20 protein-coding genes are annotated in these 24887 nt (G+C 64.3%); 11 read left to right on the forward strand and 9 right to left on the reverse strand.

The annotated features are described in order from the left end of the window. Positions 1 to 3: 3 nt before the first annotated feature. The 3 genes from NMQ14_RS11690 to NMQ14_RS11700 all read right to left on the reverse strand — a co-directional run bounded on the left by NMQ14_RS11690 (position 4) and on the right by NMQ14_RS11700 (position 3340). Positions 4 to 1008 (reverse strand): hypothetical protein, encoded by a 1005-nt coding sequence (locus NMQ14_RS11690; RefSeq protein ID WP_257096362.1) that lies wholly within the window; start codon positions 1006 to 1008, stop codon positions 4 to 6. A 140-nt stretch (positions 1009 to 1148) separates the two neighbouring features. Beyond that, positions 1149 to 1853, reverse strand: a complete 705-nt coding sequence (locus NMQ14_RS11695) for a haloacid dehalogenase type II (RefSeq protein ID WP_257096364.1) — start codon at positions 1851 to 1853, stop codon at positions 1149 to 1151. A gap of 695 nt (positions 1854 to 2548) precedes the next feature. After that, positions 2549 to 3340, reverse strand: a complete 792-nt coding sequence (locus NMQ14_RS11700; protein WP_257096366.1) for a DUF3014 domain-containing protein — start codon at positions 3338 to 3340, stop codon at positions 2549 to 2551. 157 nt (positions 3341 to 3497) lie between these two features. Between NMQ14_RS11700 and NMQ14_RS11705 the strand changes: the two genes are divergently transcribed. Beyond that, positions 3498 to 4379 (forward strand): pirin family protein, encoded by an 882-nt coding sequence (locus NMQ14_RS11705; protein WP_257096368.1) that lies wholly within the window; start codon positions 3498 to 3500, stop codon positions 4377 to 4379. Positions 4380 to 4785: 406 nt separating this feature from the next. Here the strand turns inward: NMQ14_RS11705 and NMQ14_RS11710 are convergent, their stop codons facing one another. Next, positions 4786 to 6465 (reverse strand): alkaline phosphatase, encoded by a 1680-nt coding sequence (locus NMQ14_RS11710; RefSeq protein WP_257096369.1) that lies wholly within the window; start codon positions 6463 to 6465, stop codon positions 4786 to 4788. 156 nt (positions 6466 to 6621) lie between these two features. On the opposite strand from NMQ14_RS11710, the gene NMQ14_RS11715 reads away from it, so the two are divergent. After that, entirely contained in the window at positions 6622 to 7194 is a 573-nt protein-coding gene (locus tag NMQ14_RS11715; protein ID WP_257096370.1) for a hypothetical protein, read from the forward strand. A gap of 2156 nt (positions 7195 to 9350) precedes the next feature. Here the strand turns inward: NMQ14_RS11715 and NMQ14_RS11720 are convergent. After that, a complete protein-coding gene (locus tag NMQ14_RS11720) occupies positions 9351 to 11126 on the reverse strand; it encodes a M61 family metallopeptidase (protein WP_257096371.1) in 1776 nt (591 codons plus the stop codon). 202 nt (positions 11127 to 11328) lie between these two features. On the opposite strand from NMQ14_RS11720, the gene NMQ14_RS11725 reads away from it, so the two are divergent. The 9 genes from NMQ14_RS11725 (at position 11329) to NMQ14_RS11765 (ending at position 22205) form a co-directional block, all read left to right on the forward strand. Beyond that, positions 11329 to 11832 carry a BON domain-containing protein gene (locus tag NMQ14_RS11725; RefSeq protein WP_257096372.1) on the forward strand — a complete coding sequence of 168 codons (504 nt, stop codon included), beginning with the start codon at positions 11329 to 11331 and terminating at the stop codon, positions 11830 to 11832. A 100-nt stretch (positions 11833 to 11932) separates the two neighbouring features. Continuing rightward, positions 11933 to 12697, forward strand: coding sequence for a BON domain-containing protein (locus NMQ14_RS11730; RefSeq protein ID WP_257096373.1), 765 nt, complete (start codon positions 11933 to 11935; stop codon positions 12695 to 12697). 469 nt (positions 12698 to 13166) lie between these two features. Continuing rightward, a complete protein-coding gene (locus tag NMQ14_RS11735) occupies positions 13167 to 16247 on the forward strand; it encodes a type I restriction endonuclease subunit R (RefSeq protein WP_257096374.1) in 3081 nt (1026 codons plus the stop codon). Further along, positions 16237 to 17577 (forward strand): restriction endonuclease subunit S, encoded by a 1341-nt coding sequence (locus NMQ14_RS11740; RefSeq protein WP_257096375.1) that lies wholly within the window; start codon positions 16237 to 16239, stop codon positions 17575 to 17577. The genes NMQ14_RS11735 and NMQ14_RS11740 overlap by 11 nt, the downstream gene beginning before the upstream one ends. Before the next feature lie 140 nt (positions 17578 to 17717). Next, positions 17718 to 18815: an anticodon nuclease gene (locus NMQ14_RS11745; RefSeq protein WP_257096376.1), complete on the forward strand. Its 1098-nt coding sequence runs from the start codon at positions 17718 to 17720 to the stop codon at positions 18813 to 18815. Beyond that, complete coding sequence (locus NMQ14_RS11750) at positions 18812 to 19081, forward strand: hypothetical protein (protein WP_257096377.1); 270 nt, start codon at positions 18812 to 18814, stop codon at positions 19079 to 19081. The genes NMQ14_RS11745 and NMQ14_RS11750 overlap by 4 nt, the downstream gene beginning before the upstream one ends. Continuing rightward, on the forward strand, positions 19078 to 20130 hold the full coding sequence (locus NMQ14_RS11755; protein ID WP_257096378.1) for a YhcG family protein: 1053 nt from the start codon (positions 19078 to 19080) through the stop codon (positions 20128 to 20130). Before NMQ14_RS11750 ends, NMQ14_RS11755 begins: the two co-directional genes overlap by 4 nt. Beyond that, positions 20127 to 21740 (forward strand): type I restriction-modification system subunit M, encoded by a 1614-nt coding sequence (locus NMQ14_RS11760; RefSeq protein ID WP_257096379.1) that lies wholly within the window; start codon positions 20127 to 20129, stop codon positions 21738 to 21740. Before NMQ14_RS11755 ends, NMQ14_RS11760 begins: the two co-directional genes overlap by 4 nt. 48 nt (positions 21741 to 21788) lie before the next feature. Next, positions 21789 to 22205, forward strand: a complete 417-nt coding sequence (locus NMQ14_RS11765; RefSeq protein WP_373457191.1) for a transposase — start codon at positions 21789 to 21791, stop codon at positions 22203 to 22205. A 277-nt stretch (positions 22206 to 22482) separates the two neighbouring features. Here the strand turns inward: NMQ14_RS11765 and NMQ14_RS11770 are convergent, their stop codons facing one another. Genes NMQ14_RS11770 through NMQ14_RS11785 form a run of 4 tightly spaced genes read right to left on the reverse strand, consistent with a single transcriptional unit; the run spans position 22483 to position 24868 of the window. After that, the gene (locus NMQ14_RS11770) at positions 22483 to 23067 is read right to left on the reverse strand and encodes a uracil-DNA glycosylase family protein (RefSeq protein WP_257096380.1); all 585 of its coding nucleotides are present in this window, start codon (positions 23065 to 23067) and stop codon (positions 22483 to 22485) included. Between the two features lie 57 nt (positions 23068 to 23124). Further along, positions 23125 to 23667 (reverse strand): cytochrome P460 family protein, encoded by a 543-nt coding sequence (locus NMQ14_RS11775; protein ID WP_257096381.1) that lies wholly within the window; start codon positions 23665 to 23667, stop codon positions 23125 to 23127. A 13-nt stretch (positions 23668 to 23680) separates the two neighbouring features. Further along, on the reverse strand, positions 23681 to 24274 hold the full coding sequence (locus NMQ14_RS11780; RefSeq protein WP_257096382.1) for a cytochrome P460 family protein: 594 nt from the start codon (positions 24272 to 24274) through the stop codon (positions 23681 to 23683). A gap of 60 nt (positions 24275 to 24334) precedes the next feature. Beyond that, a complete protein-coding gene (locus tag NMQ14_RS11785; protein WP_257096383.1) occupies positions 24335 to 24868 on the reverse strand; it encodes a carboxymuconolactone decarboxylase family protein in 534 nt (177 codons plus the stop codon). Between the last annotated feature and the right edge of the window lie 19 nt (positions 24869 to 24887).

The raw sequence follows: 24887 nt of genomic DNA on the forward strand, positions 1-24887 counted from the left end.
ACCTCAGTGGATCGGTACCGTTTGAACGGATGACGGCGCGCGCCACGCCGCAGCACTCAGACGGCGCGGCCGCGGCGGCAGTTCGATGCGCGGCATTTCCCGCATGCTGAAGAACAGCAGCAGCAGCAGCGGCGGCGAATTGAACAGCAGCATGTGGATGACCGAATCCTCCGAAATGCCCAAATACGGCACTGCCGCCGCCGCGAGGATCAGGCCGACGCAGGTCGCCACCGGAATCGTGCGGCGCAGGAACACGCCCCAGCGCGCCGCGCGCCAGTCTGCGTGGAAGGCATCGGGCGGTCGCGACAGGGTGCGGTCGAGATGGGCGACGGTCTCGTCAAGCTTGCGTTCGGCATCGGCGCTGCGCGCCACCCCTCGTCCGCGCAGCCGCACGGTGCCGCGCCAGCCGCCCTCATCGGTCAGGCTGCCGCGAAAGCAGTCCCAGTCGCGGCCGAGCACCGCCAGCAGATCATCCGGCAGTTCGACCGCGCCCTCGCCACCCTCGACCAGCTTCAGTTCGGCCGGCACGCCCTTGACCGACGACACCTCCATCGTCAGCACGACGCCCGCCCCGCGCACGTCGGCGTCGGTCAGCACCGGCGCATCGACGGCCGTGTCGTCGCGCCACAGGCCGTCGCCACCGCCAAGCCGGTACGACAACCCGATGACGAAGTGCCCGATCGCGCGGAACTGCCGCTGCACGTCGATCGCCTCGACGCGCGCCAGCAGCTCGCCCGGCGGCGCGCCCTCCGCGACCAGCCGGGCTGCCGCGCCCGACGCATGCGTCAGCGTACGCGTCAGCCGGTAGCGATCGGCCGCCGGCTGGTCGAGCTGCAGCACCTCGACCAGCGACGCAGTGCCCGGCGCCTCGGCGCCATGCGTGACCGGCCGGAACACCAGCTGCCGCCTGAGCCGGTCGCTGGCCGGCAGATCGACCGGCCGCCCGCGCCGGACGAAGGGCTCGACCAGCGCGAGGATGTCGTGGTGCGACAGCGGTGCCGTCGTCATCGCGCCGCCGTCAGGTGCAAACCTCCGAATCGCCTCATGCCTGCCGCGCTCCGCTCGAATTGACTGCCCGGCGCAGTGTAGCGCAGCGAAAAAATACCGCATGCTGCAGCGCTGCGGCTATTGCGACGCCCGAAATCCCTTCAGGGCGACAGGCGGTGAGCAAGCTCAATCAGGCTCGATACCGCGATATCCACCGGCACCTCCGGCTTCGATTCGCCGCGTCCCGGGCCGTGCTCGTCCGGGCGGGCGATGAAGGCGGTGCGCAACCCGGCGGCCGCGGCGCCGGCCAGGTCGGACGAATGGGCGGCGACCATCATCGTCTGTCCGGGGGCGAGGTCGAAGGCGTCGGCGGCCGAGCGGTAGACGATGGCCTTGGGCTTGTAGTCGCGCGCCAGTTCGGCACCGGTGATGGCGTCCCACGGAAAGTCGTTGCGTCGCGCCAGATCGACCATCAGCGCGATGTGGCCGTTGGAACACGGCGCGAGCCGGTAATGCGGGCGCAGTGCGGCAAGCCCGGCGGCCACGTCGGGCCAGGCGTCGAGCCGGTGCCACGCGAGCGTGAGTGCATGTCGCGTGGCCTCGTCGGCGCGCTCGGCGCCGAACGCGGTCAGCACGATGTCGAGGTTGCGCCGGTGCAGCGCGTCGAGCTTCATGAAGGGCAACCGGCCCGCCCTGACCTCTTCCATCGCCGGCTGGTATTCCGCGCGCCAGGCGTCGGCCAGTGCCGGCCCGTCCACGTCGATGCCCGCCCGCCCGAGCAGCATCTCCGCCTCGCGCGCGATCGCCGTGCGCCAGTCCACCAGCGTGCCGAACACATCAAACAGCAGCGCCTTCACGTCATGCATCGCCGTCTCCAGCCGGATTCGAAGGGTGCAGCTTAACGAAGTGCCGACGGCGGCGGCGTCACTGCATTGGGTTGGTGTGGGTGGGTATGCGGGGTGCTGGCTCTGGCTGTGGGAGCTGGCTTTGGCTGTGGAGGGCTGGCTCTGGCTGTGGAGGGCTGGCTCTGGCTGTGGAGGGCTGGCTCTGGCTGTGGAGGGCTGGCTCTGGCTGTGGAGGGCTGGCGCTGGCTGTGGAGGGCTGGCTCTGGCTGGGGAGGGCTGGCTCGGGCTGTGGAGGGCAGGCTCTGGCTGTGGAGGGCTGGCTCTGGCGGTGGCGGGCTGGCTCTGGCTGGGGCGGGCTGGCTCTGGCTGGGGTGGGCTGGCTGTGGCTGGGGTGGGCTGGCTCTGGCTGTGGCGGGCTGGCTCGGGCTGTGGTGGGCTGGCTCGGGCTGTGGCGGGCTGGCTCTGGCTGTGGAGGGCTGGCGCTGGCTGTGGAGGGCTGGCTCTGGCTGTGGGAGCGGCGGCCTCGCCGCGATCAGTGCAGCGATGGCCGCCGTGCAACGTGAGCGATCAGTGCAAAGGTGACCATTGATCGACGACCGGATCGCGGCGAGGCCGCCGCTCCCACAGGCCGCCGCTCGCACCGGGGCGCCTCTCTCACAAGGCGCCTCCACCAGAGGGACGCTGCTCCCACTGGGCCGCGCTCCCCCTCGAGCCGCTCAGGGCTGACGCGTCACGGCGGCGCGGATGTCGGTGAGCTTGGCGCGGACGCGTTCCGCGTTGGCTTCCCCCATGCGCAGCATGATTTTCTGCCCCTCCGACAGCTTTTCCAGTTCCGGGTCGGCAAAGGTGTACAGCACCTTTGGCTGCTTCAGGCGGATCGGCCTCTGCACGACCGGCGTGGCGAGCAGGTGGTCGATCACCTCGACCAGGCGGTTGTTGAAATAGCCATTCGGATAGCCCAGCTCGACATACTGCTGCTGGAACAGCGGGTAATGGCGCACGTACAGATCGACCAGTTGCGCGGTAGGCACCATGTCGGCCAGCTGCACATACACGTCGTAGCGTGAGCTGTTGGTGGCGTCGAGCGTCAGCGTGTCTCCGCTGCCGGCGGTCACGGGCGCACCGGGCACCGGCTTGACCGGCATCAGCCGCCGCGTCACCCGTTCGCGCGGCAGGTTGTCGATGGTCACGACGATGCGCCGCACGATGTCGGTCGAGCTGAAGTACTTGTCGAACGATGCGCCGAACAGGGCGACCAGTCCGTCGCGCATCACGACGTCGCTGTCGACCGGGGCGGCATCGGGTGACGCCGGAGCCGCGTCGGGTGGCGGTGCGATCGGATAGTTCGGAACTTCGACCGGCGTTTCGGCCGGCGCAGGTTCTGCAGGCGGCGCGACCGCCACCGACGGTGTATCGGCAGGCGGCGATTCCTTCTGCATATATGTATACAGCGCAGCCGCGCCGGCCAGTACCACGACGACCAGTGCACCCTTTGCCCATGTGTTCATCGGAAGTCCTCCCGTTTTTGTTTGAATGTCGACGATTGACCCGGGATGCTTCACTTGATTTCCCACTGAAGCATGTCGGGATGTAACGCGTTGCCAGCTCAAGGGCCTTCCATTGGACCTACCATCCACCTTTGGACACCGCTTACGGAACACCGCCATGAACGACAGCCCGATCGAACTTGTCATCGCCGCGCGCCACGCCGATCTGGGCAATGGCCTCGTGGTGCGCCGCGTGCTGCCGTTTTCGAAGCGGCGCATGGTCGGGCCCTTCATCTTCCTCGACCACGCCGGGCCGCTGACCATCGCCGCAGACGCCGTGCGCGCCGCCGACGTGCGCCCGCATCCGCACATCGGCCTGTCGACGGTGAGCTATCTGCTCGGCGGCCAGATGACGCATCGCGACAGTCTGGGCGTCACGCAGGTGATCCGCCCGGGCGAGGTGAACTGGATGACGGCCGGGCGCGGAATTTCGCATTCGGAGCGCTTCGAGCACCCGGCGTCGTTCGCCGGCGGCGGCCTGGAGCTGCTGCAGTCCTGGGTGGCGCTGCCCGAGGCCGACGAAGAGTGTGACCCGGCGTTCGATACCTATCCGGCCGACGCACTGCCGGTGGCCGACGAGAACGGCGTCTGGATGCGCCTCATCGCGGGCGAGGCATACGGACTGCGCAGCCCGGTGAGGACACATTCACCGCTGTTCTACGTGCATGCCGCGCTGCAACCGGGCGCGCGTCTGGCGCTGCCTGACGCGCATGTCGAGCGGGCGCTCTATGTCGTGTCGGGGCGCATCGACATCGCCGGACACACCTTCACCGCGGGTCAGATGGCCGTGATCGCGCGCAATGCCGACAGCACGCTGCAGGCGGTCGAGCTCTCGACCGTCATGCTGCTCGGCGGCGAACCGGTCGGCCCGCGCCACATCTGGTGGAACTTCGTGTCATCGCGCAAGGAGCGCATCGAACAGGCCAAGGCCGACTGGCAGGCCGGTCGCATCGCGTTGCCGCCGCACGATGATCAGGAATGGATTCCGCTGCCGGGCTGAACACAGCACGGAGGTCGCGACGACCCTGTAGGAGCGATCCACTGATCGCGAAAGCCCCGCGTCGATCCAGCGCCGTCACCTTGCCACCCGCCGATTCGCGATCAGTGGATCGCTCCTACCAGACATCTCCCTCGCGACGACCGTCGCCCGGTGCAAGACCTGTAGGAGCGATCCATTGATCGCGAAAGCCCCGCGTCGATCCAGCGCCGTCACCTTGCCACCGACCGATTCGCGATCAGTGGATCGCTCCTACCAGACATCGCTCTCGCGACGACCTTCGCCCGGTACAAGACCTGTAGGAGCGATCCATTGATCGCGAATGCCCGACGTCGATCCAGCGGCGTCACCTTGCCACCCACCGATTCGCGATCAGTGGTTCGCCTCTTCAAAGCCGCGCGCTGCCAGATCAGCCCGGTATCAGACGACGGTTTGCAGCGCCCGGGAGCATGCGCAATGCGGGACCGTTTGCCACGGTGTAGCTGCGGCTCTTGACGGTGCTGACGTAGCGCCATTCGGCGCGGCAGGCCTGCGCGGTGACGGTGACCAGCATGAAGCCGCGGCGGGCGGTGTCGGCGTACTGCAGCGGGCCGATGATCTGGGTCAGGCCGGCGGCGACGGCGAGCGGGTTTTCGGCCGGAAAGTACTCTTCGAAGCCGGGCGAGGTGACCGACGACGTGGCGAATTCGACGCCGACGCGGTTGCCCGCGAAATCGGTCAGATCGCTGGCCCAGGCGTTATGCGTGTCGCCGGCCAGCACGACCAGATTCTTGTCCAGCGCACGGGCGGTGCCGAGCAGGGTTTCGCGCGCGATCGCGTAACCGTCCCAGGCGTCGAGGTTGTACGGAATCGCCGGCTGGGCGAGCACCGCCTGTTCCTGCGGCGTCAGCGTGGCGGGCGCGGTCTGCGCCTTGAATATCAGCGCGCTGTACTGCGTGAAGCTGATCTGGCCCAGCACCAGCGGCGCCGGAATGTTCATGCGGCCCATCAGCACCTGCTGGCCGAGCATGTCCCAGGTGGTGTCCGACTGCGCCAGTTGCAGGCCCAGCCAGTCGTTCTGTTCGGCGCCGAGCAGCGTGCGGTTCGGGTCGGTCAGGTCGGCGGTGAAGCGCGCGGTGTCGAAGCCGCTCGCGCCGAAATAGTTCGCGTAATCCATCTGCTGGTCGCGACCGATGACGCGGGTGTCCAGCATGTGCAGCGACAGCAGGTTGCCGAACCGGAAGCTGCGGTAGATGCGGTCCGGGCGTGCCGGATCCGGCAGGCGGGTCGGCATCCACTCGTGATACGCGCGGATGGCCGCAGCGCGACGATCGGCGAACGCACCCTCGACGCCTTCGGTGTGGTTTTCCGCGCCTTCGCGCCAGGTGTCGTTGGTGATTTCGTGGTCGTCCCACACCGCGATGACCGGCATCGCGGCGTGCAGCGCCTGCAGGTCGACGTCGGTGCGGTACTGCGCATGACGGGTACGGTAGTCGGCCAGCGTGATGATTTCGTCCGCCGGCTCGGACTCGCGACCCAGCGCGGCGGCGTCCTGCGAGGCATAGCCGGTGCGCGAGTATTCGTAGATGTAGTCGCCCAGATGCACGGCGGCGTGCAGATCGTTCAGTTTCGCCACTTCGGCATACACGTTGAAGTAGCCGGCCGGGAAGTTGGAACAGGACAGCACCGCCAGCTTGATCTGGTCGATGGCACCGGCCGGCAGCGTGCGCGTGCGCCCGGCGGGCGACAGCTGGCCGTCGGCGCGGAAGCGGTAGTGCAGGCGGGCATTCGCCGGCAGGCCGAGCACGTCGGCCTTCACCGTGTAGTCGATGTCGGCGCCGGTCAGTACGCGGCCGCGGCGGATGATGCGCGCGAAGGCGGCGTCGAGCGCCACTTCCCACAGCACGGCGACCGTGCCCGGGCGGGTCGGCGTGACGCGGGTCCAGATGATGACGCGGTCGGTCAGCGGATCGCCGCTCGCCACGCCGTGCTGGAACAGGCTGCCGGGTGCCGCCAGCGCACTCGCCGAGCGGACGACGGCCGAACCGGCGAGCGCGCCGGCACCGACGCCGCGCATGAAGTCGCGGCGGGAAAACATGTTGCTGGGCATGGGAGCACTCCGGGCGATGAATGGCCGGGAGTGTGGTCAGCGCGGGTGACACACCGATGACGGATTGTTGACGACAGCTTCAGCCAGGCGACACGCCGCTGTCACACGCGCGCTCTATCGTCCGGGGCAATGTCGTCACCTTCCGGAATCTGCCCGATGAACAAGTTCCTTCTGGCGCTCTGCGCCGCCTTCTCGATCGCCCTGCCCGCCCACGCCGTCACGCTGGAAAGTGCCACGCTGAACGGCAACCTGCTTGACGCCTCGTTCAGCACACCGTCGCTCATCGCGCTCGACATTTCGCTGCTGAACAACGATCCGCTGAGCTTCAGCTTCGTGCTCGACGCCGACGACATCACGGCCGGCGGCGTCGATGTGAACGCCATCCTGCGCGACGTCAGCGGCTTCGGCATCGGATCCTTCACGCTGACCACCGGCGGCGCACCGATTTCGGTGGTGACCGGTTCGCTGCTGGCGACCACGGTGAATGGTGATCTGCTGACCAGCGACTACTTCGCCGGCGCACCGGTGGCCGAGTTCTACTTCGGCAACCCCTTCCTCGAGGATGGTCTGGTCGACTGGCGCATCGGCTTTTCCGGCCTCTCCGCCGGTGACCGCTTCACGCTCGACCTCGCCACCACCCCCGCCGTGCCCGAACCGCGCGAATGGATGCTCATGCTCGCCGGCATCGGCTTGATCGGCGTCAGCGCCGCACGTCGCCTGAACCGCTGACCCGCGACGCGCGCCGTCGCCTTCGCCTTCGCCTTCGCGATCCGTGGATCGCTCCTACGAGAACATCGCCCTCGCGACCACCTTCGCCCGGTGCAAAACCCGTAGGAGCGATCCATTGATCGCGAATGCCCCACGTCGATCCAGCGGCATCACCTTGCCAACCGCCGATTCGCGATCAGTGGATCGCTCCTACCAGACATCGCTCTCGCGACCACCGCGACCCGGTGCCGCCCCCTGTAGGAGCGATCCATTGATCGCGAATGCCCCACGTCGATCCAGCGGCATCACCTTGCCAACCGCCGATTCGCGATCAGTGGATCGCTCCTACCAGACATCGCTCTCGCGACCACCGCGACCCGGTGCCGCCCCCTGTAGGAGCGATCCATTGATCGCGAATGCCCCACGTCGATCCAGCGGCATCACCTTGCCAACCGCCGATTCGCGATCAGTGGATCGCTCCTACCAGACATCGCTCTCGCGACCACCGCGACCCGGTGCCGCCCCCTGTAGGAGCGATCCATTGATCGCGAATGCCCCACGTCGATCCAGCGGCATCACCTTGCCAACCGCCGATTCGCGATCAGTGGATCGCTCCTACCAGACATCGCTCTCGCGACCACCGCGACCCGGTGCCGCCCCCTGTAGGAGCGATCCATTGATCGCGAATGCCCCACGTCGATCCAGCGGCATCACCTTGCCAACCGCCGATTCGCGATCAGTGGATCGCTCCTACCAGACATCGCTCTCGCGACCACCGCGACCCGGTGCCGCCCCCTGTAGGAGCGATCCATTGATCGCGAATGCCCCACGTCGATCCAGCGGCATCACCTTGCCAACCGCCGATTCGCGATCAGTGGATCGCTCCTACCAGACATCGCTCTCGCGACCACCGCGACCCGGTGCCGCCCCCTGTAGGAGCGATCCATTGATCGCGAATGCCCCGCGTCGATCCAGCGGCATCACCTTGCCAACCGCCGATTCGCGATCAGTGGATCGCTCCTACCAGACATCGCCCTCGCGACCACCTTCGCCCGGTGCAAGACCTGTAGGAGCGATCCATTGATCGCGAATGCCCCGCGTCGATCCAGCGGCGTCACCTTGCCACCCGCCGATTCGCGATCAGTGGATCGCTCCTACCAGACATCGCCCTCGCGACCACCTTCGCCCGGTGCAAGACCGGTAGGAGCGATCCATTGATCGCGAATGCCCCGCGTCGATCCAGCGGCATCACCTTGCCACCCACCGATTCGCGATCAGTGGATCGCTCCTACCAGACATCGCCCTCGCGACCACCTTCGCCCGGTGCAAGACCGGTAGGAGCGATCCATTGATCGCGAAAGCCCCGCGTCGATCCAGCGCCGTCACCTTGCCACCCACCGATTCGCGATCAGTGGATCGCTCCTACCAGACATCGCCCTCGCGACCACCGCGACCCGGCGCCGCCCCCTGTAGGAGCGATCCATTGATCGCGAATGCCCCGCGTCGATCCAGCGCCGTCACCTTGCCAACCGCCGATTCGCGATCAGTGGATCGCTCCTGCAAGAACATCGCCCTCGCGACCACCGCGACCCGGCGCCGCCCCCTGTAGGAGCGATCCATTGATCGCGAATGCCCCGCGTCGATCCAGCGGCGTCACCTTGCCACCCACCGATTCGCGATCAGTGGATCGCTCCTACCAGACATCGCCCTCGCGACCACCGCGACCCAGCACCGCCCCCTGTAGGAGCGATCCATTGATCGCGAAAGCCCCGCGCCAATCCAGCGCCGTCACCTTGCCACCCACCGATTCGCGATCAGTGGATCGCTCCTACCAGACATCGCCCTCGCGACCACCGCGACCCGGCGCCGCCCCCTGTAGGAGCGATCCATTGATCGCGAATGCCCCGCGTCGATCCAGCGGCGTCACCTTGCCACCCACCGATTCGCGATCAGTGGATCGCTCCTACCAGACATCGCCCTCGCGACCACCTTCGCCCGGTGCAAGACCGGTAGGAGCGATCCATTGATCGCGAAAGCCCCGCGTCGATCCAGCGGCATCACCTTGCCAACCGCCGATTCGCGATCAGTGGATCGCTCCTGCAAGAACATTGCCCTCGCGACCACCGCGACCCGGCGCCGCCCCCTGTGGAATCAGTGGGTCGCTTCTGCAAAGAATTTCACCCCCGGCCGAGCCACTGTTTCAGCAGTGCCCTGGCCGGGGCGCTGACGCGGGGGGCGATGGCGATCTTCGCCTGATCGGCGGGAGCGGGGTCGAGGCGGACGCGGAACTTCATCAGCTCGTCGCGGCGGAAGGCGTTGATCTTGACCTCGTCACCCGGCTGGCGGCGCTTGAGCAGGTTGTCGAGCGAGCCGGCGGTGATGCGCAGGTTGTCGAGCGCGACCAGCACGTCGCCGGCAGACAAGCCGGCGCGCTGTGCGGCGCCGTGGTCGAGCACCTGGGTGAGCTTCACGGTGTCGCCCTCGTTGGCGGTCTTCACACCCAGCACCGGCGCGGTGCCGGCGGCTTCGAAGGCGAGCTCGATGCCGACTGCGCGCAGCAGGTCGTCGAGCGGCAGATCTTCCGTGCCTTCGGTCGCCTCGGCGAAAAACTTCTTCAGCTTCAGCCCGCTCACCGCTTCGGCGGCGCGGCGCACGCCGTCTTCCGGCACGCCGATACCGGTCTGGCCATGTTCGAGCCACAGGCGGCGCATCACATCGTCGAGCGATGCGGCGCCGCGCGTCTTGCTGCGCAGCGTGAGATCGAGCGCCAGCGCGACCAGCGCGCCCTTGGTGTAGTAACTGACGATGGCATTGGGCGCGTTTTCGTCCTGCCGGTAGTACTTCACCCAGGCGTCGAACGACGAATCGGCCAGGCTCTGCTTGAGCCGGCCGCCGCCGCGCATCACCTGGGTGACGGTCTTGGCCAGCAGCTTGAAGTAGTCGTCCTGCGTGATGACGCCCGAGCGCACCAGCGCCAGATCGTCGTAGTACGACGTGAAGCCTTCGAAGGCCCACAGCAGGCGCGTGTAGTTTTCGCGCGAGAGGTCGTAGGGCTCGAACGCGGCCGGCTTGATGCGCTTGATGTTCCACGAGTGGAAATACTCGTGGCTGCACAGGCCGAGAAAGCCGCGATACGCGTCCGACATCGCACTGGCGCCGGGCGCCGGCAGGTCATTGCGCGAACACAGCAGCGCGGTGCTCGACCGGTGTTCCAGCCCGCCGTAGCCGTCGCCGACCGCCATGACCAGAAACACATAGCGCTCGAACGGCGCCGGCTCGCCGAACAGCCGGATCTGCCACTCGCAGATGCGGCGCAGGTCTTCGCACAGGCGCGCGGCGTCGATGTCGTGGTGGCCGGTGATCGCCACCTCGTGCGGCACGCCGCAGGCCTTGAAGGTGTGCAGCGCGAAGCTGCCCATTTCGACCGGGTGATCGATCAGCTCGTCGTAACCCGCCGCGCGGTACAGCCCGAAGCCGTGCCGCCTGGCACCGGCCCGCCCGCCCGCTTCGGGCAGCGTCGTCGCCACTCGCCATTCCTTGTAGGTGCGCCCGGCCGGCGGGCGGATGTCCACCTCGCACGGCTGCTGCTCGGCGCCGTGCACCATCAGGAACACGCTGGCGCCATTGAAGAAGCCGTGCGTGGTGTCGAGATGCGCGGCGCGCACCGACAGGTCCCACGCATACACGTCGTAGCGCACGCGCAGCACACCCTCGCACGGCGCGGCCTGCCAGGTGTGCTTGTCGATCTTGGTCAGCGGCACCGCACGGATGCCGTCGCGCGCTTCGATGCGCACGATGTGGCGCGCGAATTCGCGAATCATGTAGCTGCCGGGAATCCAGGCCGGCAGCGACAATCGCTGGCCGTCGGGCGCCGGGTGGGCGATATCGATCTCGACCTCGAACAGGTGGGCCTCGGGATGGCTGGGCGTGATGCGGTAGCGGACGGCGCTCATGTCGGATGGCTGACGTGGAAACAGATGCGATTTGACCACAGCGCCGGCCTGCCGCGTCACCGCAGTGCGACCGGATCAGGTCCGCATCGTCCTACACGGGGTGTCGGCTGCACCGACAGGCAGCACCGCCCCGCCCGCCTACAGTGATGCCATGGCTGAAGCGCAAGCCTGAAGCCACCCTACTTACGCAAGGAGAACACGCATGAACACCCTCACCGACAACCCGCAACGCCGCACCCTGATGACGCCGGCCTTCCGCCTCGCCAGCGCCGCCGCCCTCGCGCTGACGCTCGCCGCCTGCGGTCAGCCCGATCAGGACGCGACCATCGGCCAGAAGCTCGACACCGCCATCGCCGCCACCGAGAAGAAGGCCGACGAACTGGGCGAACGCGCCGAAGCCGCTGCCGACCGGGCGCAGGCCGATGCCGCAGAAGCGACGCGCGACGCGCGCGTATCAGCCGGTGAAACCACTGCCCAGATGGGCGACTTCATCGACGACGCAGCCATCACGGCCGCCGTGTCGGCCCGCCTCGCCGGCGACCCGGATCTGAGCGCCATCAAGATCGACGTCGACACCCGCGACGGCAAGGTCACGCTGAGCGGCCCCGCTCCGACCGAAGCCGCCCGCGCCCGCGCCGCCGAACTGGCCATTTCGGTCAAGGGCGTGCTCGGCATCGACAACCAGCTGGTCGTGACCGCCGGCTGACACCGCGACAGATCGCCAGTCGCGCGCAGACCGATCGGCACCGCCCCGGTCGCGGCTGAAACGACGTCCTGACTCATTTTCCTGCCCGAGGAGAGATGACATGCCGAACGTTCAGACCCGCGGCCAGGTGGCCGCCCCGCCCAACGCACCCCTCGCCGGCGCTCGTGCTTCGCTCGCGCGCTGCACGGGTGCCGCGCTGCTGGGCCTGATGCTCAGCGCCTGCGGACCGAAGGAAGAACCGGTGGCGCTCAGCGAGCCCACGATCGACAAGGAACTGGCGGTCGTGCTGAACCAGACCGAACAGGTCGCTGAAGACGTCAAGGCACAAGCCGGGCGCGTCGCATACGAAGCCGACATCGACGCCGCGGCCGAACGCCGCGCCGCCATCCGGCGCGACGCACTACGTGCGCGTGCCGAAGCCGAACGCGAGGCTGCCGAAGCGGCAAAGGCGGGGTTGGCGACCGAAGCGCGGCCCGATTTGCTGCCAAACTCGCTGTCCGATTCACGGCCCGATTCACGACCCGACTCCCGCCCCTCTTCCCCGCCGCAGTTGCCCCCCGCGTCGACGTCAGACCCGCAAGCAGCCGCCATGGCCGCCGACGATCTGCCGCCGACCGCGGCCGGACAACCCGCCGACGCCGCCCCGCCGGTCGACGACGCCGTCATCACCGCACAGATCGAAGCATTGATCGAGAAAGATGCCGAACTGGCCGCGCTCGACATCGACGTCGCAACCCTGGACGGCAAGGTCATCCTCAGCGGCACCGCCCCCTCCGAAGCCCTGCGCGCCCGCGCCGCCGAACTGGCCGTGACGATAGACGGGGTGATCGGAATCCTGAATCAGGTCATCGTGAAACCGGCATGACCCAGGGCGGATGCGCTGAACGGTGCGATGGAGTCGAAGACCGGACGTTGAATGAAGGCCCGCCCAGTGCGGGCCTTTTCGTTTCTCGCTGCAAAAACCGCAAATTGAAGTAGCCAGCTTCAATAAACCATTGAAACCAATAAAAAATTCGTCCCAGGCCCATCTGACTTGCACGGTTGACATCGGTCGCTACGACTTCCTGACTCCGCCGCACGGGTTCTTGCCGCCGAAGATACAAGTGCGTCGGCACACTCCGTCTGCAATTCTCGGGCGCTCTACACCTTCAAGGTCGGCTTCACCCGTTACCCTCTCACCTCGCCTGCTTTCCTGCCTGCACATTTTCCCGCCCGTTACCGGGCGCGCGGCAACGCTGAATACCGGGCTCGTGGCGAACGTTTACCCAGGCAGTAATCTCACCGGCTAAAGTTCGCTGCATTGCCAAGCCGCACTGTCCCCGCTCAATACAGTCATGCCTCATTCAAAAGACACCTACCGCCGGCCCTCTGATGCCCCGAGTGTCGCCGTCCGGGAGGACACCATCGAATACGGCTTCATCGGCAAACTCCAGAACCTCAAGTACGAATATCGCGAAGACATCCGCGACCGTGCAGCGCTGGAGAAGAACTTCCGCGAAAAATTCGAAGCCCTGAACCGCGTCCGCCTTACCGATAGCGAGTTCGCCCGCCTGCTCGATGAGATCGTCACCCCGGATGTCTTCGCCGCTGCGAAGACCCTGCGCGGCATCAATGCCTTCACTCGCGACGACGGCACGCCGCTGAACTACACCCTGGTGAACCTCAAGGACTGGTGCAAGAACCACTTCGAGGTAATCAACCAGCTGCGCATCAACACGGACAACAGCCACCGCCGCTACGACGTCATCCTGCTCATCAACGGCGTGCCCTGCGTGCAGATCGAGCTGAAGACCCTCGGCGTCAACCCGCGGCGCGCGATGGAACAGATCGTCGAATACAAGCACGACCCCGGCAACGGCTACACCAAAACGCTGCTCTGCTTCATGCAGCTCTTCATCGTCAGCAACCGCGACCGCAGCTACTACTTCGCCAACAACAACGCCCGCCACTTCGCGTTCAATGCCGATGAGCGCTTCCTGCCCATCTATGAGTTTGCGGACGAGGACAACAGCAAGATCACCCATCTCGACGCCTTCGCCGAGCGCTTCCTGAAAAAATGCGATCTCGGCCAGACCATCAGCCGCTACATGGTGCTGCTTGCCGGCGAGCAGAAGCTCATGATCATGCGGCCCTACCAGGTCTATGCCGTGCAACACATGGTGAAGTGCATCGACGAGGACAACGGCAACGGCTACATCTGGCACACCACCGGCAGCGGCAAGACGCTCACCTCCTTCAAGGCGTCCACCCTGCTGAAGGAAAACGAGCACATCCACAAATGCGTCTTCGTCGTGGACCGCAAAGACCTCGACCGCCAGACGCGGGAGGAATTCAACAAGTTCCAGGAAGGCTGCGTCGAAGAAAACACCAACACCGCCGCCCTTGTGCGCCGCCTGCTTTCCGAGGACTACGCCGACAAGGTCATCGTCACCACCATCCAGAAGCTCGGCCTCGCGCTGGACGAAAACAGCACGCGCAACAAGCAGCGAACCCGAAACGGCCAGGCGACCTACAAGGAACAGCTCGGAGCCCTGAAGGACAAGCGCGTCGTCTTCATCTTCGACGAATGCCACCGCTCGCAGTTTGGCGAGAATCACAAGGCCATCAAGGCGTTCTTCCCCAGGGCGCAGCTCTTCGGCTTCACCGGCACGCCCATCTTCGACGCCAATGCCTCCTTGCAGAAGATCGAGGACACCCAGGCCTCCATGCGCACCACGGCGGACCTGTTCCAGAAGCAGCTCCACGCCTACACCATCACCCACGCCATCGAGGACGGCAACGTCCTGCGCTTCCACATCGATTACTTCAAGCCGGAGGGCTCAGCTGCCAGCACTCACCCACCGAAACCCGGCGAGGCCATCGCCAAGAAAGCCGTCATCGAAGCCATTCTTTCCAAGCACGATGCTGCCACCGGCGGACGCCGCTTCAACGCCATTCTCGCCACCGCGTCCATCAACGATGCCATCGAATACCACACGCTGTTCAAGACGATGCAGGCGGACAAACAAGCTGCCGACTCCGACTTCAAGCCGCTGAACATCGCCTGTGTCTTCTCCCCGCCTGCCGAGGGCGACGCGGACGTGAAGCAGATTCAGGAAGACCTGCCGCAGGAGCAGGCGGACAACGAAGAAGACCCCGAGGGCAAGAAAGCCGCGCTCAAGGCCATCCTCGCCGATTACAACGCCCGCTACGGCACCAACCACCGCCTGAGCGAGTTCGACCTCTACTACCAGGATGTGCAAAAGCGCATCAAGGACCAGCAGTGGCCCAATGCCGACTACCCGGCCGCGCAGAAGATCGACATCACCATCGTCGTGGACATGCTGCTCACCGGCTTCGATTCCAAGTTCCTGAACACGCTCTACGTGGACAAGAATCTCAAGCACCACGGCTTGATCCAGGCCTTCTCACGCACCAACCGCGTGCTCAACGGCAGCAAGCCCTACGGCAACATCCTCGACTTCCGCCAGCAGCAGGACGCCGTAGATGCCGCCATCGCCCTCTTCTCCGGGGAGAAAACCGGCGAGCAGGCACGGGAAATCTGGCTCGTCGACAAGGCGCCTGTGGTCATCCAGAAGCTGGAAACCGCCGTGCAGAAGCTGGACGACTTCATGCAGTCCCAGGGCCTCGAATGCACCCCCTCCGCCGTCGCCAACCTGAAGGGCGACGAGGCCCGCGCCGCCTTCATCACGCACTTCAAGGAAGTCCAGCGGCTCAAGACCCAGCTCGACCAATACACCGACCTCACCGGGGACAACAAAGCCGCCATCGAACAGGTGCTGCCCGATGAGAGCCTGCGCGGTTTCAAAGGCCAGTATCTGGAAACCGCCAAGCAGCTCAGGGCGAAGCAGGGCAAGGGCGGCACGGAAGGTGATGGCCCCGGCGCCGAGAAAGAAGTGGATCAGCTCGATTTCGAGTTCGTCCTCTTCGCCTCGGCCGTCATCGACTACGACTACATCATGGGCCTCATCGCCAGGTTCTCGGAGAAAGGGCCGGGCAAGTCGAAGATGACCCGCGAGGAACTGATCGGCCTCATCAGCGCCGACGCCAAGTTCATGAATGAGCGCGACGACATTGCCGAGTACATCGGCACGTTGAAGGCCGGCGAAGGCCTCTCCGAGACTGCCATCCGCGACGGCTACACCCGCTTCAAGGCCGAGAGAAGCGCCAAGGAATTGGCCGCCATCGCCGCGGAACACGGCCTCGCCACCGCCGCACTGCAAACCTTTGTGGACGGCATCCTTGACCGCATGATTTTCGATGGCGAGCAGCTCGGCGACCTCATGGCCCCGCTGGACCTCGGCTGGAAAGCTCGCGCCCAGGCAGAGCTCGCTCTGATGAAAGAACTTCACCCCCTTCTCATCAAACGCGCCGGTGGCCGTGACATTTCAGGACTCAGCGCATATGAGCAGTAAGACGAGAACCTCTGCCGCGAAGGAAGAGGCAAGGTCCGTGCTGGTGCCGAAGCTGCGGTTTCCGGAGTTTCGGGGGGCAAGGGGCTGGCAGTTTGCCCCCCTGCATCAATTGGCAACTCGTGCCAAGCAGAAAAATCGCGATGAAAAGATAACCCGCGTATTGACGAACTCAGCCGAATTTGGCGTGGTGGATCAGCGTGATTTCTTTGACAAAGACATTGCCACTCAAGGAAATCTGGAAAGCTACTACGTCGTTGAGCTGGGTAGTTATGTTTACAACCCGCGTATCTCTGCAACAGCGCCTGTTGGCCCCATTTCTAAAAACAAAATCGGCACTGGAGTCATGTCGCCGCTGTACACCGTCTTTAAGTTCAAAGACGACAGCAACGACTTATATGAGCATTACTTCAAGACGACCGGCTGGCACACCTACATGCGGCAAGCATCCAGTACTGGTGCGCGGCATGATCGGATGGCCATCTCCAGTGAAGACTTTTTGGCCATGCCGTTGCCTGTTTCGGCACCAGAGGAACAGCAAAAAATCGCCGAGTGCCTGAGTTCGGTAGACGAGCTTATCGCCGCTCAAGCGCGGAAAGTGGACGCGCTCAAGACCCATAAAAAAGGGCTGATGCAGCAGCTTTTCCCCCGCGAAGGCGAAACCCAACCCCGCTTCCGTTTCCCTGAATTTAGAAAGGCTGGGGAGTGGGTGCGAATGAGCATTCAAGAAATGATCGACCAGCAGTTCATCGCAGGGCATCTTGATGGGAACCACGGTGAGCTATACCCGAAGGCAGAGGAGTTCTCCAAGAACAAGGAAGGAATTCCTTACATCACCGCGAATGACTTCATTAATGGTAGTGTCGATTTTTCGAGATGCAAACGACTTCCGGTTGAACGCGCACGTCTATTTAAGAAAGGAGTCGCGAAAAACGGGGACATTCTCTTTGCCCACAACGCGACGGTCGGGCCAGTTGCAAAACTGAGCACGGCGGAGGAATTTGTCATTCTGAGTACCACTGCCACCTATTTCAGGTGCAATGCCAAGGACCTATCGAATGACTTTCTAAAGTCTGCATTATCTAGCCCTGACTTCGTTGCGCAGTATTCGCGTGTGATGTCCCAATCAACGCGAGATCAAATTCCAATCACAACGCAGCGGAAGCTTGAGCTTCAGATTCCGAAACCTCCTGAACAACAACGCATCGCCTCGTGCCTCAGCAGTCTCGAGGCCCAGATGATTGCCGAGGCGCATAAGCTCGAATTCCTCAAGACTCATAAGAAAGGTCTGATGCAGCAACTTTTCCCGTCGCCGGAAGAGGTCGATGCATGAGGGCCAAACCAAAAATCCATCGCCTAAAGGACCTTCGAAAACTGGTCGCGCGGCTACGAGATGATTTAAACAATCCCACGAAGCCGACGCAACTCGTCCTTCTTTACGCCTACAACCGCACAGGCAAGACGAGGCTTTCGATGGAGTTCAAGGACACCGGAAAGCGCAAGACGAAGAAGAATCCGCAGGGTCACGCCGACACCCTGTATTTCAATGCCTACACCGAAGATCTATTCACCTGGGAGAACGATCTTGACGGTGATGCTGTTCGGGTACTGCAGCTCAATGCCCGCTCCACATTCTTCAACGGACTGAAGGACCTCGCGCTGGACGAAACGATTGCGGGCTATCTCGACCGTTACGCCGACTTCGATTTCGACATTGATTACACCAACTGGAAGATCAGTTTTTCTAAAGAGGTTCTGCGGCAAAGACCGGGCGCGGAGCCTGAGCGAATCATCGAGACGAACATCAAGATTTCCCGCGGCGAGCAGAACATCTTCATCTGGTGCCTCTTCATGGCCATCTGCGAGCGGATGCTCGATGGCCACGTCTCGTATCAGTCGAACAAATATCTCTACATCGACGACCCCATCTCCTCACTGGACGACAACAACGCCATCGCCGTCGCCTGCGACCTCGCCCAGCTCCTGCGCCGGGCTGCAAGCCGCAAAGACCAGAACGGCGCTCCCGCGCCCATCAAGGTGGTTTTCTCCTCCCATCACGCCCTTTTCTTCAACGTGATGTGCAATGAAATCGGCAGGGCGAAAGAGGGGGAGCCGAAAGTGACTCACAAGCGCTACTTCTTGCACCGCCCGAACGGAGACGGCGCCTACACCCTGCGCGCCACGGAAGACACGCCGTTCTTTCATCACGTCGCGTCACTCGCTGAGCTGCAATTAGCGGCGGCCCCCGGCACCGGCAAGCTCTACACCTTCCACTTCAACGCCCTGCGCAGCATCATGGAAAAAACCGCGTCGTTCTTCGGGCACGCGGACGTTTCCTTCTGCCTCAAGGCGCTGAACAACGAAGAAGACATGGCGCTCTACAACCGCGCCCTGAACCTTCTCAGCCACGGCAAGTACGCCATCCACGAACCGACCGAAATGGGCGAGGACAACAAAGATCTGTTCCGGCGCATTCTGGAAGACTTTGTCACCAAGTTTCAGTTTGACCTGCCGGAGCTTTTGGCGGCAGCGCCTGCTGCAGCGGCCCCTGTACCGGCGCCCGCACCATGAACGACCTGATTCTCTACACCACAGAAGACGGTCGCAGCCAGATCAAGCTGCTGGCGCAGGAGCAAACCGTCTGGCGGACGCAGTTGGAGATGGCGGAACTGTTTGATGCCACCAAACAGAACATCTCGCTGCACCTGAAGAACGTCTTCGAGGACGGAGCGTTGGACGCGGCGGCAGCTGTCAAGGAATCCTTGACAGCTACCCCTTGGTTCACACGGCCTGCAACTACCGAGAAATCCTCGGTAGTTCAGAAGGAACAGTCATGAGTGAACTGTCCACTTTCCACACAGACATCAAGGCCATCCTGGAGCAGGCGCGCAACAAGGCGCGGTCGGCCGTGAACTCTGCGATGGTGGAAGCGTACTGGCGGATCGGCCAGCGCATCGTGCAGGAAGAGCAACAGGGCAGTAACCGTGCCGCCTATGGCGAGCGGCTGCTGGCCAACCTCTCCCAGGCGCTTTCGGCCAGTTTGGGCAAGGGCTTTTCGTATGCCAACCTGCGCAACTTCCGCCAGTTCTACCTGACCTACCCCGATCCGGAGATTTGCTACACGGTGTGTAGCAAATTGAGCTGGAGCCACAACCGGCTGATCATGCGGGAGGAAGACGCCAAGGCCAGGGCCTACTACCTGGCCGAGAGCGCGGCTCAGCAATGGACCGTGCGCCAGTTGGAGCGCAACCTCCAGAGCCGCAGTTTTCAGCGCCTGTTGTCATCACAAGGCAGCCAAAGTGAAACCCGCCCACGGCGATCTGAATCCTTGGGTGATTTCATCAAGGACCCCTACGTCCTGGAGTTCCTGCAGCTGCCGGAAGCGGGGCAGCTCAAAGAAAGCGACCTGGAACAGGCCATCATCGACGAGCTGCAGAAGTTCCTGCTGGAGCTGGGCAAGGGCTTCTCGTTTGTGGCGCGGCAGATGCGCATCAGCACGGAGACCAGCCACTTCTTCATTGACCTGGTCTTCTACAACTACCTGCTCAAGTGCTTTGTCATCATCGACCTGAAGACGGGCAAGCTCACCCACCAGGACATTGGCCAGATGGACATGTATGTACGCATGTTCGACGACCTGAAGCGCGGCGAGGACGACAACCCGACCATCGGCATCATTCTGTGCGACAGCAAGGACGAAACGGTGGTCAAGTACTCGGTGATTCAGGAGAGCCAGCAACTCTTTGCCTCCAAGTACCAGCGCATCTTGCCCACCGAGGAAGAATTGATCGCGGAGATCGAGCGCGAGAAGCGCTTGATCGGGGAGCGCAGCCATGCACAGCCCTTATCCGACGAACCAGCCGAACCAGACGACAACGCCCCATGACCGAACAAAACCAGAAACAACTGGGCAACACCCTGTGGAGCATCGCCGACCAACTGCGCGGGGCGATGGATGCGGACGACTTCCGCGACTACATGCTCTCCTTCCTGTTCCTGCGCTACCTCTCCGACAACTACGAGACGGCGGCGAAGAAGGAACTGGGGCGGGACTACCCGGATGTGGGCGGTGATGCCCGCAAGGTGCCGCTGGCGCTCTGGTATGCCAACAACGTGGACGACATTCCGGCGTTCGAGAAGCAGATGCGGCGCAAGGTGCATTACGTCATCCAGCCCGCGCACCTGTGGAACAGCATCGCCAACCTGGCCCGCACGCAGAACGCGGAGCTGCTGAACACGCTGCAGGCGGGCTTCAAGTACATCGAGACGGAATCCTTCGAAAGCGCCTTCCAGGGCCTGTTCTCCGAGATCGATCTGAGTTCTCCCAAGCTGGGCAAGAAGTACGAGGACCGGAACGCCAAGCTCTGCACCATCATCCAGAAGATCGCCGAAGGGCTGGCGGAATTCTCAACGAACATCGACGCGCTGGGCGATGCCTATGAATACCTGATCGGCCAGTTTGCCGCCGGCTCCGGCAAGAAGGCGGGCGAGTTCTACACTCCGCAGCAGATTTCCGACATCCTCTCCGCCATCGTCACGCTGGACAGCCAGGAGCCGAAGACCGGCACGAAGAAGCGGCTGGACAGCGTGATGGACTTTGCCTGCGGCTCCGGCTCGTTGCTGCTCAATGTGCGCAAGAAGGTGGCCAAGGCCGGCGGCACCATCGGCAAGATCTACGGCCAGGAAAAGAACATCACCACCTACAACCTCGCGCGCATGAACATGCTGCTGCACGGGGTGAAGGACACGGAGTTCGACATCTTCCACGGCGACACCCTGCTCAACGAGTGGGACATGATGCGCGAGCAGAACCCGGCCAGGAAGCCGAGCTTCGATGCCGTCGTCGCCAACCCGCCCTTCAGCTACCGGTGGGATCCCACCGACGCGCTGGCCGACGACGTGCGCTTCAAGAGCCACGGCCTCGCCCCCAAATCCGCCGCCGACTTCGCCTTCCTGCTGCACGGTTTCCACTTCCTGAAAGACGAAGGCGTGATGGCGATCATCCTGCCCCACGGCGTGCTCTTCCGTGGCGGCGCCGAGGAACGCATCCGCACCAAGCTGCTCAAGGACGGCCACATCGACACCGTCATCGGCCTGCCCGCAAATCTTTTCTACTCCACAGGCATCCCGGTCTGCATCCTCGTGTTGAAGAAGTGCAAGAAGCCCGACGACGTGCTCTTCATCAACGCCGCCGATCACTTCGTGAAAGGCAAGCGCCAGAACCAACTGAGCGCTGAGCACATCGCCAGGATCGTCGACACCTACCAATTCCGGAAGGAAGAGCCCCGCTACTCCAGAAGAGTGGACATGGCGGAGATCGAGAAGAACGATTTCAACCTGAATATCTCGCGCTACATCAGCACGGCGGTGGGCGAGGCTGAAGTCGATTTGCAGGAAATCAATGCCGAGCTGGTCACCCTGGCGCAGAAAATCAAGGATGCGCGGGACAAACACAATGCCTTCCTCAAGGAACTGGGCCTGCCCGCCTTGCCGTGAAGCTCAAGGCGTTACCGGTTTCCTTTCGATCACTCCGGGGAACGAACAATACGGGACAGCCCACGCCCGGCCGGCAAGCGGCTGTATCGCAACGGCGGCAACGGCACGATCAACGGCTACGCTGCCACGAAGTACACCGGCGACTGTGTGCCGTGCGACCAGCGCACCCGATGTCTGCGCACGCCGGACACGACCAAGGTAAGACAGGTCGCCTTCTTCCGGGGCATGTGTAATGGCGATGAATCCCGCACCGACGGGATGAAGCGGCGCATCGGCTCCGAGCACGGCAAGCAGATGATCGGCGCGCGCTTTGCCAGGGTCGAACCGGTGTTCGGAAACCTGCGACACAACAAGCGGCTCGACCGCTTCACGCTGCGCGCGCGCAGCAAGGTCGATGGGCAATGGAAGCTCTATTGCATGGCGCACAACATCGAAGAGCTCGGGCACCATGGGTACGCGAATTAGGTAAGCTGGCGGGCAGGGAAGCGCCCCGATCGGGCCACGCAGAAGTCGCCCTGTAAAGGGCGTCAGGAGACGACGATGAAACCGCTGAAACGGGATTGATGCGATGAAGAATGAATTCAAGCCGGCAAAGGCCGGACGCAGCAACTTGCCCCGGGGTGGAGTTCTTCTACAGCGGCGTTAGCAGTCCTTCAATTGGCGATCGAACGTCTACTGAAGCCAGGGCGATTCACTGCTGACCTTGAACTCGCTCCAGAGCGCCTTCTGACAACGAGGCAAATCATAAGTCGAGGGCCAAGGCGACCCGCGTCCGAAGAGCCGGTAGCAGCTCGCCGGCGAACCACGGGTGCTGCGCCAGCCAGCGATTGTTGCGCGGGCTCGGATGCGGCAGGGGCCACACCGCTGGTCCATAGCGGCGCCAGTTTGCGACGGTTTCGGTCACCGGGATACTGGACGCGAGGCCGAGGTGCCAGATGTGAGAGTAAGCGCCCAGCAGCACGGTGAGTCCGAGACGCTCAAAGCCATCCATGAAGCGCGCGCGCCACAGCCGGGCGCATTCCGGTCGCGGCGGCAAGTCGCCCTGGGCACTCCGCCCGGGGTAGCAGAATCCCATCGGAAGGATCGCGAAGCGCGCCGGGTCGTAGAAGGTATCCTGATCAACGCCGAGCCAGTCCCGCAGCCGGTCGCCGCTGGCGTCGTCGAAAGGCACGCCGCTGGCATGGACACGGGCCCCCGGCGCCTGCCCAGCAATCAAGATTCGGGCCGAAGGGTGGTACTGGAACACCGGCCGCGGAGGGTGCGATAAGAGCGCGGCACAGTGGCTGCAGGTGGCCGCCTCCCAGATCAGTTGTCGCGCATCATCCATCTGCCATTCTCCTGCGGAAAGACCCGGGGTGCACTGCCGCCCCCCGGGCTTCCCCAACTAAGGCCTCAGGGTCGGGTAGCCCTGTACGAAAACCCGGTCCGTTGCTGCAGCCGGAACATGGCAGGACTTGCAGTCGGCCGAGTAGCTGGTCGCCACGTTGCGCCCCGGATTGTCCGCCTTGAACAGCGCCCACCCCCAGCCGTCGGCCCAGCCCGGATGGTCCTGGAAGCGCAGGTGCGCGTCCTTGATCATCACGAACCACACCGCCGGCGTGGTGCCCCAGAGCACCCGGTCACCGGTGGTGAGGGCGCCCCGCCCGAAGGCGCGGATCTCCTTGACCAGCGTCGCGCCGTCCGGAAAACGGCCGTGCTCACGGTAGTGGGCGACCGCTGCGGGATCCGCGTAGACGTCGTGCAGGCCGCGCGCCGCGGACTTCTCGTCGATGACCGCCCAGGACCCGAGATGCACGTAGTGGGTGCGAAAGTCCTTGGGCAGCGAGATTCCGCCCTGTGCGTCCACGTGCGGCGGCAGCCCTTCTGCACTCCACGCCGGGAGGTGCAGCAGTAGGCCTGCGACGAGGCCGGTGATGGTGCCCTTCATGGTCTCCTCCGACTCAGCGCGCTTCGAGGATCGGAGCGTAGAAGCGCGAGAACACCATGTCGGCGGTCGCGTTCTGCATGTGGCAGCCCGCGCAGGCGTCCTTGGGCGCCGCTGCCGCGGTGCGCACATAGGGCGGCGCGTTGTGGCCGAAGTTGAAGAAGCCCCAGCCCCGGGTGTCCTTGAAGCGCTTGCTGTCCTTGACCGAGATGTCGATGCCGTTGCGGGCCCCGGGGAAGTAGCCGCGCCCCGAGGGTTCGACCCGCGATCCGTCGCTTGCACGTCCCTCCAGGGTGAGCTGCAGCTCCTTCAGCATGATCGTACCCTCCGGCCACTGCCCGGTGCTCTTGTATGCGCGGAAGGCCTCCGGCTGCACATAGACGTTGTGGTACTCGGGAAACCCGGCCTTGCCGTCGTTGAGGGCGTGGGGGGTCAGCGGCGCGCCGAGGAAAATCCATTCGTGGTAGCCGCTGGGCAGCACCAGCTCGCCCTTGTCGGTCCATTGCGGACCGAAGGACTTCATCGATTGTGCGTGCGCGACGCCCGCGGCCGTGAGGCCGAGTCCGGCGATCAGAACGGCGGCGGCGGTGTGAGGGATGACTTTGTTCATGGCTGTTCTCCTTGGTGAGGATTCAGACCGGCACCGGCATGCGCGGCGCCGGATACGGGCTCAGATAGACACCGGCGGGAAGTCCACCTCGGTGCCGGCGACGTGATTGACGTAATTGGTGAGCAGGTTCAGCACCGCGTGGGCGATGACCTCGACGGTCAAGCCGTCGTCGAGACCGTCGCGGCGCAAGGTCTGCAGGTCGCCAGGGGCGAGCCGCGCACGCTGCTCGACGAGCTGGCGCGCAAAGCGGGCGATGGCGTGGTCGAGCGGCGAATCGGCTTGGCCGGCACGGGCCGCGGCGATCTGCTCGGGCTTCAATCCGGCGCCGCGGGCGATCGCGGTGTGGGCGCTGAGGCAGTACTGGCAGGCGTTGGCCTGGGCCACCGCCAGGGCGACGATCTCGCGTTGGTGAGCGCTCAGGCGGCCACTGGCGAGGATCTCGGACAGCGCCAGGTAGCCATTCAGGGCGGCTGGCGCGTGGGCCAGCGTGGCGATCAGATTGGGCAGCATGCCCAACTTGGCCCTGACTGCGGCGAGGGTGCTGGCAGTGTCCGAATCGGCTCGGGCGGGGTCGAGGGCGGGGATGTGGCTCATGTCGTTCTCCAGTCAGGTG

It is taken from the genome of Methyloversatilis sp. XJ19-13, assembly GCF_024580155.1.
Lineage (GTDB): Bacteria > Pseudomonadota > Gammaproteobacteria > Burkholderiales > Rhodocyclaceae > Methyloversatilis.